At 48.2% G+C, this 10853-nt stretch carries 9 protein-coding genes and 2 pseudogenes; all 11 read right to left on the minus strand.

The window, feature by feature from the left end:
- Positions 1 to 40: 40 nt before the first annotated feature.
- Complete coding sequence (murD, locus tag DXA13_RS07615; RefSeq protein ID WP_118243053.1) at positions 41 to 1396, minus strand: UDP-N-acetylmuramoyl-L-alanine--D-glutamate ligase; 1356 nt, start codon at positions 1394 to 1396, stop codon at positions 41 to 43.
- A gap of 14 nt (positions 1397 to 1410) precedes the next feature.
- Positions 1411 to 2378: pseudogene (gene mraY / locus DXA13_RS07620) on the minus strand (phospho-N-acetylmuramoyl-pentapeptide-transferase).
- Between the two features lie 137 nt (positions 2379 to 2515).
- On the minus strand, positions 2516 to 4276 hold the full coding sequence (locus tag DXA13_RS07625) for a penicillin-binding transpeptidase domain-containing protein (RefSeq protein ID WP_118243055.1): 1761 nt from the start codon (positions 4274 to 4276) through the stop codon (positions 2516 to 2518).
- 59 nt (positions 4277 to 4335) lie between these two features.
- A complete protein-coding gene (locus tag DXA13_RS07630; protein WP_347559757.1) occupies positions 4336 to 6447 on the minus strand; it encodes a penicillin-binding protein 2 in 2112 nt (703 codons plus the stop codon).
- Positions 6448 to 6502: 55 nt separating this feature from the next.
- On the minus strand, positions 6503 to 6982 hold the full coding sequence (locus DXA13_RS07635; RefSeq protein ID WP_118243059.1) for a septum formation initiator family protein: 480 nt from the start codon (positions 6980 to 6982) through the stop codon (positions 6503 to 6505).
- A gap of 28 nt (positions 6983 to 7010) precedes the next feature.
- Positions 7011 to 7942 (minus strand): annotated as a pseudogene (gene rsmH / locus DXA13_RS07640) (16S rRNA (cytosine(1402)-N(4))-methyltransferase RsmH).
- Positions 7943 to 8368: a division/cell wall cluster transcriptional repressor MraZ gene (gene mraZ / locus DXA13_RS07645; protein WP_118243061.1), complete on the minus strand. Its 426-nt coding sequence runs from the start codon at positions 8366 to 8368 to the stop codon at positions 7943 to 7945.
- 339 nt (positions 8369 to 8707) lie between these two features.
- Complete coding sequence (locus tag DXA13_RS20950; protein WP_181995566.1) at positions 8708 to 8854, minus strand: hypothetical protein; 147 nt, start codon at positions 8852 to 8854, stop codon at positions 8708 to 8710.
- Positions 8851 to 9057 (minus strand): SEL1-like repeat protein, encoded by a 207-nt coding sequence (locus DXA13_RS07650; protein ID WP_118243064.1) that lies wholly within the window; start codon positions 9055 to 9057, stop codon positions 8851 to 8853. The genes DXA13_RS20950 and DXA13_RS07650 overlap by 4 nt, the downstream gene beginning before the upstream one ends.
- On the minus strand, positions 9054 to 9431 hold the full coding sequence (locus DXA13_RS07655) for a hypothetical protein (protein WP_118243066.1): 378 nt from the start codon (positions 9429 to 9431) through the stop codon (positions 9054 to 9056). The genes DXA13_RS07650 and DXA13_RS07655 overlap by 4 nt, the downstream gene beginning before the upstream one ends.
- On the minus strand, positions 9406 to 10853 hold a 1448-nt coding region (locus DXA13_RS07660; protein ID WP_207662153.1), incomplete at its 5' end, for a hypothetical protein. The genes DXA13_RS07655 and DXA13_RS07660, both read right to left, overlap by 26 nt.

The raw sequence follows: 10853 nt of genomic DNA on the forward strand, positions 1-10853 counted from the left end.
TACCGCATCAATCCCTTCTATGGATATTGAAAAGGCGGAATTACAAGCTTTTTACGCATTCCTTAAAAATGCGCCCGCGCTCTTCATAGTTCTTAAACATGCCCCAGCTGGCACATGCAGGAGAAAGCAGGACGTTGTCGCCCATATCCGCGTAAGAGGCACATACGTGAACCGCCTCTTCCAGATCTTCTGCGTACATGATTTCCGTAAAGCCGTGAGCTTTTGCGCAATCCGCGATTTTATCTCTTGTCTGTCCGATGAGAACCAGGTATTTCACCTTACCTTCAAAGCTCTCAATCCATTCGTCATACTGGGCGTTCTTATCGTAACCGCCCGCGATCAACAGGGTCGGTCCCGGCATGGCCTTGATCGCCTGAATTGCCGCATCCGGATTCGTTCCCTTGGAGTCATTGTAATACTTCACGCCTGCCCGTTCCAGAACAAATTCGATTCTGTGCTCCACGGCTGTGAAGTCTTTTACCACCTGCTGTATGTTCTTCATCGGCACTCCCATAGCCAGGGATACGCCGACGGCAGCCATCACGTTTTCATGGTTGTGACGACCCAACAGCTTTAAGTCATGAACGTTTACCACTTCTGTTTCCTTGCCGCCTCTGCGGTACATAATCGTGTCTCCGTCCAGATAAATGCCCTCCGCCAGCCTTTCGTGGCTGCTGAAGAATACGACCTTCGGTTTCAGTTCTTTTCTCTGCCCGAATTCTCTCAGGATTTCATCATCGTAATTCAATACACATGTATCTTCTTCCGTCTGGTTTATGGTGATGCTCTCTTTTACCGCCACATAGCACTCCATCGTCTTGTGACGGTCCAGATGATCCGGCGTAATATTGAGAATGGCGCTTACGTTCGGCCTGAAATCCATAATCGTCTCCAGCTGGAAGCTGCTCACTTCCGCTACCGTTACGGAATCGTCTTCTGTCAGAAGCGCTTCCTGCGTATACGGCGTGCCGATATTGCCCACCACATGAACATCGCTGTAAAACGACTTCATTATTTCGCCTACTAGAGCTGTCGTCGTAGTCTTGCCGTTCGTCCCCGTTATCGCAGCAAGTTTCCCTCTGGCACACTGGTAAGCCAGCTGAATTTCACTCCAAATCGGAATCTTCACCTCGTCCAGCACGGCCACAAACGGCGCTTCCAGCGGTATACCCGGGCTGATAATACACAGTTCCACTCCCAACAGGTCGCTGCGCTTCAAATCTCCCAAAACCACGTCGACTTTCGCCGTTTTATCAAAATTGTCTCTTATTTTTACTTCATCCAAATCTGCGTTGCTGTCATAGAGGACAACTTCGCCTCCCATCTCCAGAAGCAGTTTTGCTGCGGCGATTCCGCTTTTGCCTGTTCCTGCAACAATCACTTTCTGACTACTCATGTCCTTTTTCCCTCCTATAATCCTAAATAAGCTACCAGGCAGAGAATCGCTGTCGTAATGGAAAATACAGCCACCACTCTCGTCTCAGACCATCCGCAAAGCTCGAAGTGGTGATGGATTGGGGCCATTTTAAAAATACGCTTTCCACCGGTGCGTTTAAAATAGGTCACCTGTATGATTACAGATAACACTTCTACCATGTAAATAAATCCGATAATCGGTATGAATATCGGCATCTGCATCATAAATGCGCTGGACGCCACAAAACCGCCGAGGGCCAGAGAACCGGTATCTCCCATGAATACCCTTGCAGGATATACGTTGAACAGAAGAAATCCGAGAAGACTTCCTGTTACCGCTCCCGTAATCGGCTGATTCCCGTATTTTCACCGATTGCTACGATCGTCATAAAAGTTGCGACAAGAATAGTAACGCTGGTACAAAGCCCATCCAGTCCGTCGGTAAAGTTCACTCCATTGTCCGTTCCGAGAACGACGCAGAATACAAAAGGCACAAACAGCCATCCTAATGAAAGCATGAGTCCCCGGTCAAATCCTCCGGTAAACGGAATCAGCATGGACGTGCCGACTTCGCCTGAGCTTACTAGATAATAGGCGAAAATCCCGGTTATGACGAACTGCCCCACCAGCTTCTGAAGGGGATTCAGGCCTTCTGAACGTTTCATGACGATTTTAATATAATCGTCGAGAAAACCGATAATCCCAAAACCGGCTGTGACGAACAGCACCGGTATGATCTTCGGATAGTCTTTAATGTAGAGCACGGACGTGATGATGATACTGGCCAGAATCACCAGTCCTCCCATCGTAGGCGTACCCTGTTTTTTCAGATGTGCCTGAGGCCCGTCGTCGCGGACCTGCTGGCCGAATTTCAGTTTGTGTAGAAACGGAATCACTATCGGGCAAAGCAAAGCGCTGATAGCAAATGAAATTATAATTGCCAATATGGTTTCATTAATCATGTCGCACCTCTATCGTATATGTATTATAACTGTTCCGTACGGCATTGCCGTTATGAACAGCTACTATGTATTTATGGCGTGGATCAGTGCTGAAAAAAGCCACACAGTCAATAGTATACGTCTTTTTTCCGGAATAATCAACTATAGATTCGAAAGGCAGCGGCAGTTTCTTCCTCTGTTGCCTCTATTCCCATATACGGAAGGATATTCCTGTATATGTCTGCAATTACGGGTGCAGCAATCGTTCCTCCATAATAAATTCCCTGAGGTTCGTCGATCGTAATCAGGGCGATTACCTGCGGATTATCCGCCGGTGCAAAACCAATAAATGAAGAAATATATTTTTTTAAACTTCTCGGCAGCTTTTCGGAAGTGGCCGTTTTCCCTCCGATTCTGTAACCGGGAATCTTCGCATTCTTACCGCTTCCTTCCGCCACTACCTGTTCCAGAATATACCTCATGGTGGCGCTGGTCTCTTCCGACAAAATCCGCCTTCCTTCCGGATATTCAAACCTGCGGATGTCCTTGCCGTCTGAGCTCACCGTTTCCACTCCAAAATGAGGCGTCACCCTGTGTCCGCCGTTAATGATCGACGAAGCTGTTGTAATCAGCTGTATGGGCGTGATCTGGAACGACTGGCCGAAGGACACCGTAGCCAGTTCCACCGGTCCCATATTCTCCTTTTTATGCATAATCGTCCCTGCCTCCCCCGGCAGATCGATTCCCGTCTTTTCCTTCAGACCGAACTGGGTAAAATACTGATAGTAGGAATCCACGCCGAGGCGCTGGCCGACATCGATCAGGACCGGATTACAGGAATTCATCATCCCGTGTAAAAAGTCCTCTGCTCCGTGGCCGCCTACCTTATGGCATCTGATTTTCCGGTCTTCCACCACGCGGAAACCGGGGCAGGAAAAGCGGTCGTCCAGATGGACCACGCCTGCTTCCAGACCTGCCGCAGCCGTCACAATTTTAAAGGTGGAGCCTGGTTCATACGTATCGTTGATGCAGTAATTTCTCCACATCTGGTTCAGCAGCTCCTGCTTCTTCTGCGCATCCAGGCCGTCCCCCTGCCCCTCCGGGAGGTTGAACGGATCATTCAGATTGAATTCCGGCACATTTACCATCGCCATGATTTCGCCGTTCTGCGGATTCATCACGATGACCGATACCCTTTTTGCCCCCTTCTTTTCCATGACCTGGTAAGCCGCCTGCTCTGCGTATTTCTGGATATTCACATCCAGACTGATCCTCAGATCCCGGCCGGCAATCGGCTCTACCCTGTCTTCCGCTGCATTTTCGATCTCTACGCCGGCGGCATCGGCCAGCGTCAGTATTTTTCCATTCTGTCCCTTTAAATATTTTTCGTATTTTACTTCCAGGCCGATGATCCCCTGATTGTCTCCTCCTGTAAATCCCAGAACGCGGGAAGCAAGGGAGTCATATGGATAATATCTCTTATAATCCTCGTCCACCTTCACTCCTGCCAGACCCATGTCCCTGATTTCATCCCCCAGGGCTTTGTCCACATTCGTTTGAATAATCTCCCTGGAACTGTATTTTTTGACCTTTTTCTCCACTTCTTCGCTGGCAATCCCCAGTTTCTCCGACAGTGCCTCCACGACCCGTTCCGGGTCTTCAATCTGGTTGTGGATGACGGAAATCGTACATACCGTCCGATTGGTCGCTATGACAATCCCGTTTGCGTCGATAATTTTTCCTCTCGCCGCTTTGATCGTTCTCTCCCTTTCATGGAGATCATCCGCTTTTTCGCTGTAATATTCAGACCTGAATATCATAAGAAAGAACAGTCTTCCCATCAACACTGCCATAACGAGGCACAGCATCATACACAGGAATACTGTTCTTGCTCTGTGATGGGTCCGGTTTTCATTCATACATGTCTCCGCCGCACAGTGTTGTTATAATATATGTGACCTGGCCGACAATATGATGGTTATCTTTGTCCTTCCCCTTCTGTTGTTTCTTCCGCGGCTTCCGATGTCTGGGGTGGCGCCCCCTGAGTCTGGTTTTCCGTTCCAGGCACACCTGCAGGAATTCCGCTTCCTCCTTCATCCTGAGGTACGAATTCCTCATCAGGATACGTCTGTGGAACTGTAGGTTCCGTTGGTTCTGTTGGTTCTCCCGTCTCTCCCTCGGTTCCCGTTCCTGCTTCCTGGCTCTCTCCCTCATTGCTGATGATTCCTTCTTCAGAAGGAAGCTGGTTCTTGATCTCTTCCGGGACATCCTCCGTATCCGTAACCGGGAATACGTTCAGGTAAGGCAGGATATCTTTCATAATTTTTGCAAATACCGCGCTGGCGTAGGAGCTGTGAGGCTGGTCCTCCACGTGAGGCTGGTCGATCGCAACGTAAACGAGCACTTCCGGTTTTTCAAGAGGCGCAAATCCGATAAAGGATACGACGTAATTGCGGTTGCCTCGCGGCAGCTTCTCTGCAGTTCCGGTTTTTCCGCCGATTTCATAGCCCTCTACCTTGGCGAGCTTTCCCGTACCCTTTTCTGCGTTGACCGTATCATACAGGGCTTTCTTTATAAAATCACTGGTCGGCTGGGAAACGGTTTCCCGAACCAGAACAGGATCGATCTTCTTCACTACGGAACCATTTTCATTTAAAATCTGTTTTACCACATGCGGCTCATAATAGGAACCTCCGTTCAGAACGGAACAGTACGCCGCCGCCATCTGGATCATCGTACAGTTGTAGTTCTGGCCGAATGCGTTCGTTGCCAGAGACGCGGAATCCGCCGTTGCCGCGGTATATCCCAACGTTTTGGCATCTGCTTCGCCTGGAAGGTCGATTCCCGTCTTCTGCCCGAAGCCGAACATATCGTAATATTTGTAGAAACGGTCTTTTCCCTCCTGGGCTGCGATCTGCATCATGACGTCGTTGCAGGATACCATCAGGCCTTCCTCCACCGTCAGCGGGCCGTGGCCGTACCGGTTTACGCAGTGAATATCATGGCCTCCCACGCTCTGAACGCCGTCGCACAGATAGGACTCGTTTCCTGATATCACTCCCTCTTCCATAGCGGAAGCGATTGTAAAAATCTTTGACGGGGAACCTGGTTCGAAGGTATCGCTGACGCAGAAATTCCTCCATATATTAAACCATGCTTCCGACTTCGCCTTTTCATCCATGGCGTCGATTTCTTCCTGTGTATAACGGACCGTCAAATCTCTGGGATCGTTCAGATTAAACTTTCTGTCTGAAGCCATAGCCAGGACCTCGCCGTTATTAGGATTCATTACAATTACGCCAATATTATCGCTCCCCGTCTCATTCATCCAGTCGCTGATATGCTTCTCCACAATTCTCTGGACGTTCACATCGATTGTAGATACGATGGTATTGCCGTTTACTGCCGGTTTAATCACGCATTCCAGGTTGGACTCGTCATTCAGGTAACCATATTCTCTTCCATTCGTTCCCATCAGCGTGCTGTTATAAGACTGCTCGATGCCTCCTGTGCCCACCGTTCCGTCGGCAGAAGAGAAACCAACAATACTGCTGGCTAAGTCTTCGCATGGATAGAAACGCTTGTACTCGTCTTCAAACCAGACGCCCTTTATCCTGGCATCGCTCTTGGCTTCCTTATTCGTTTTATTCGTATCTTCGACGAGCTTTTCAAAAGCCTCTTTCTGCTCGTTCGTGATCTCTTTGGCATAGCGGATATATGGATTGTCTTTATTATTCTGAATCAGCTCTACCAGCTCCATCCGGTCGTAGCCGAAGGCCGTGGAAAGCGCCGTCGTCGTCGCGTCCAGATACTTATTCGTATTTTTCTCTTCATCATGCCCGGAGGAAATCATTCTGGCATCTATGATCAGATTGTAAACCTTTTTGCTTGTGGCCAGATACGTTCCGTTTCGGTCCACAATATCGCCTCTTCTATAGGGCAGCGTACGGCTGTCGTAGGCAGAATGCTGGTTTAATACAATCTGGTTATATTCTTCTTTATTATTTTTAACTATGTTGTAAAGCACCATTACCAAAGCAAACAAAGCCAGCGTAATTACCAGAACGGTAATCGCCAGCTTTTCCTGCATGTATTGTGCAAACAGTCTTTTCGACCCCCTGTTGCCTCTTTGTCTGCCACGGGGATTAGTGTTTCGGGATGTCTTCATACTGTCTTATATACTCGCTTTCTGTTTTATCGTATAAAAGCACCTGATCCTTATTGGCATATACCATTCCTAATTCTTCTGTTGCAACCTTGTAAATGTGATCCAGATCCACAGAAGTATTAATACTGGTCTCCAGGGCATCATTTTCTGCACGGAGCGCTTCCACCTTCTGCTCCATCTCTTCGATATCGTCCATCTGCTTCGTCATGGAAGACTGCATATGGAGATAATTCACGCAAAGTGCAAGAGCACAGATTGCTGCGATTGTCAGCATCACTACATATGGCAAGTCCATATAGAGCGCACGTTCCTGACGGCGTCTGAGCTGCCTGCGCCGTTTCGCATCCGGCCGGTTATCCGGTCTGTTGTCCGGCCTTCTTGCCGGAGCTGCCTTGCGTACTGTATTTCCATCTACTACATACCGTTCTCTGCTGTTTACAGTTCTACCTGCAGCCATGCCCTTACCTCCCTTAAATATTCAGGGTTTAAGTCCGTTCAAACACTCTCAGTTTTGAACTCTTCGCCCTGCTGTTCGCCTCGATTTCCTCCGTCGAAGGATAATCGGTTTTCTCGTTATGACCCTTCCTCTGCTCACCTTCCCGCATGCACATACCGGAAAGTCCGGCGGACAGATGCACGGATTTTCGTTGTTCTTAAAGCGTGTCTTGACAATCCTGTCTTCCAGGGAATGAAAGGTAATAATTGAAAGCCTTCCTCCTGGTTTCAGCAGATCGATCATCGTATCGATGGACTCGTTGAGGACCTCCAGCTCCCGGTTCAGTTCAATCCGGATCGCCTGGAACGTCTGCTTCGCCGGATGGCCTCCGGTAGCCCTTACCTTCATGGGAATCGCAGCCTTAATAATCTCTGTCAACTCTCCCGTAGTTTCGATCGGCTTCTCCGATCTGGCCCTGACAATGTGTTTCGCAATATTCTTTGCAAACTTGTCCTCACCATAGTCCCTGATCATCCGATACAGATCGAATTCACTGTAATGATTGACGATGTCCGCGGCCGTTTCTTCTTTCCTCTGATCCATTCTCATATCGAGAGGCACATCTTCCCTGTATGTAAATCCTCTCTCCGCTGTATCCAGCTGATAAGAAGATACTCCCAGATCCAGATAGATGCCGTCCACCTTGTCAATTCCCAGCTCTTCCAAAACACTCTTTACGTTCTCGTAGTTGTTTCTTACAATCGTTACTTTATCTTTGTAGTCAGCCAGCCGTTCAGAAGCTGCAGCAATTGCCGCTTCGTCCTGATCAATGCCGATTAATCTTCCGTATTTTCCCAATCGCTCGCAGACATGATATGCATGGCCGCCTCCGCCCAGGGTACCGTCCACATAAATCCCGTCAGGCCTGATGTTCAGGCTTTCGATGGTTTCCTCCAACAGTACTGATTTGTGCTCAAACATTTATATTCCCAGACCTTCCATATTTTCTGCGATCTCTTCCATATCATCATAAGTATTCATCGTATTCCAAGAATCACGGCTCCAGATTTCAATCCGGCTTCCCACGCCTACGAGGACAGCCTCTTTCTCAATTCCTGCGAAATCCCGGAGTACGGCAGGAAGCAGAATACGTCCCTGCTTGTCCACTTCGCATGAAGTGGCTCCTGCAAGAAAGAACCTGGCGAACTTTCTCGCGTTTGCATTTGTAAGGGGCAGCGCATGGAGCTTTTCTTCAAGGGCTTTCCACTCAGAATTATCATACACAAATAAACAGCCATCCAATCCCTTCGTCACAACGAATTCTTCTCCCAGCTGTTCTCTGAATTTTGAAGGAACAATCAATCGTCCCTTTGCGTCTACCGTATGATTGTACTCACCCATGAACATGATTTATCACCTACTGTACAAGCGTTCCACATGGTAACCATTTTGTACCACTTTGCTCCACTTTCCACCACTTGTACATTTATAGTATTACATTTACAGGGAAATGGCAAGTTTTTTTTAAGAAAAAAGTAAAGAAGAAATACGGGATTTTGCTTTAAAATATCAGCAAAATATGAAATCCCATATTTCTCCTTTTTTCGAGTGGGGCAAAGTGGGGGGATTATTCATAATTCCTCCTATTTTTACCTTCCATATGTGTTTTAACGTCCAAAATTGTCTTATTTTTATGAGAATCACCCTGTTTCTCCATTTGAGGTGGTAAAATGATTTTTCCATATATTACCACCTCATCATGCGGTCTCTGATCTCCCTTTTCTGTTCCCTCGTTCCCAGCCTCAGGTAATTCATCAATTCTCTTTTACTCCTCGTGCCGGGAGCTTCCAGGTATTCTCTGAAAATATCCCGGTAAGACTGGTCGTCGATCACTTTCCTGCCTCTGGAAAGCAACCTGTGGTAGAGAAAAAAAGCGGAGCGATTCCCCATTGCGCAGATCTTTCCAGGCATACCCTGGCCAGAGCTCTATTTTTTCTGCAGCCTTTTCCATTCCACAGGGCGAACCCAAGCTTTGCCAGAGCATGCTCGTCCCCTTTCAGCGCCTCAATCCAGAGATTTTTTATCCTTTTCTTCATTCGGCCGTTTCCTCCGTAAACATTCGAAACATCCTGTATTGTTCTTCCATTTTCCTCCGCATGGCTTTTACATGCTCTCTCCACCCTGCATCCGCCCCTGTCAGTTCCCCTTCTATCTGCTTTCCTGTCATTACAGCCCTGCCGTAATTGTTTAACGTGCTGTGAACGGTCTTCGCCGCGGTTTCCCTCAGGCCTTTAAGAAACCCTTCTTCAAACGAAGATATATCCTCAGCCCGAAAAACGTCCTCTTTCAACTTCTCCAGAAAACAGCCCTTTTTGATTATAAAAAAGCAGCCCTCGTTTTGCCTGATCGTCTCGCCGGATACGTTCAGATTCTTTCCCGCCCCATTAAGAGCACAAAAAAAAATAATCATTTGCCCGCTCTTTCAGCCTTTCCCACAGAAACGGAACCGGTTCCTCTTCTATCTGCTCCCCGCAGAACTCATCTGACGTCAGATATCGCAGTTTTTCCGCCGCCGACCGGCATGCCGCTTCTCCATAGGTATCAATATATTCGTTATAAAGTCCGGCCGTCTCTTTCATGCCGCTCAAGCGCCGGCTAATGCCTGGTCTGACCATATAATGATAGAGAAGAACCATTCTGTTTTTGACGTCGCAGCACAGCTGTTTATACCCGTTGGCCCACCGTTCTCTGTCAGAGGCTATTTTATCATAGATTCCCCGGCGCATGATAACTGCCTCCTGAAAGACATAGCTGCTCCCAGTCCCGTCTTCCAATTTTGCCATTTCCCTTAAAATTTCATAATTTCTTCCCAATGCGGCCGGTATCCGGCGTCCGTAAGACCTGTTCCAAATCAGACAGTTTCCTCCGATTGCAGTCATATTTTCGACCTGGACCGCTCTCTGGTTTGCGCTTTCACTGTTCAGAAGTTTAAATGCCTCTGTCAAGTATTTGGAAAGCCGCTCTATGCTTTGTGATAATTCTCTCTCATCCTCACGAATATCAGTTAATATCTTCTCCATTCCCGACGTAAAATCGGCGTATATCTTTTCAATCCCCATCTGTATGAGTTCAGACAGGTCGGTGCTGATGGCATCTCTCTTTTCCAACCATATTTGACGGACGCTCACCGCCTCTTTCAGCCTTTGATACCCTTCCCGTTCCCAATCCGACGCTTTCATAAACAGCTTTGTCCTGTACAGGTCCGCTCTTCCCGCTACGACCCTGTCCAGGAATTTAGCGAAGTCATAATGCTCTCTGATTTTTCCACCGCTGATCACAGGATACGGCCTCTCATATCTCTTTTTCATCCAGCGCCGGGCCGACTCTTCTTCCCGTACGTTTTCTTTTCCATCCGCCTCCCGCAATTCTATGTAATCCTCCCGCCTCTGCTTCCACAGTTTCATTTCCGATGCCGGAATACCGTTTTCAGCAAAACGGTATTCTCCGGCCAGGGAGGATATAAAATAGAATGCCTCCGGTTCTGCCTTCCGGAATATGTTGTTCAGAGCGATGGCTGTCGCCCCTGGATTCATTACCATATCCGCCTTATTGATCACGACGAGTATGTCAGAAATATCCATATTCTGCAGAAATTCCTCGACAAGGGAGCACATGCTTCCGGCCACCGCGTCCCCTTCGAAAAGACACATCATCGCATCGCATTCTTTTATGCGGCGGACCGTTATCATGTCGTGAGATTCACTGCTGTTTTGCGCTCTGAAACCGGCAAAGGAATCCAGGCCTGGAATATCCATCAGCCTGATTCCCCTTTTCAGCAGTCCGCTGTTCCACCGGATTCGGATCATCATCCCCTGTTTGTCCGGCAGTCCCA

Source organism: Clostridium sp. AM58-1XD (assembly GCF_003464085.1).
In the GTDB taxonomy this organism is placed as follows: Bacteria; Bacillota; Clostridia; order Lachnospirales; family Lachnospiraceae; genus Lachnoclostridium_A.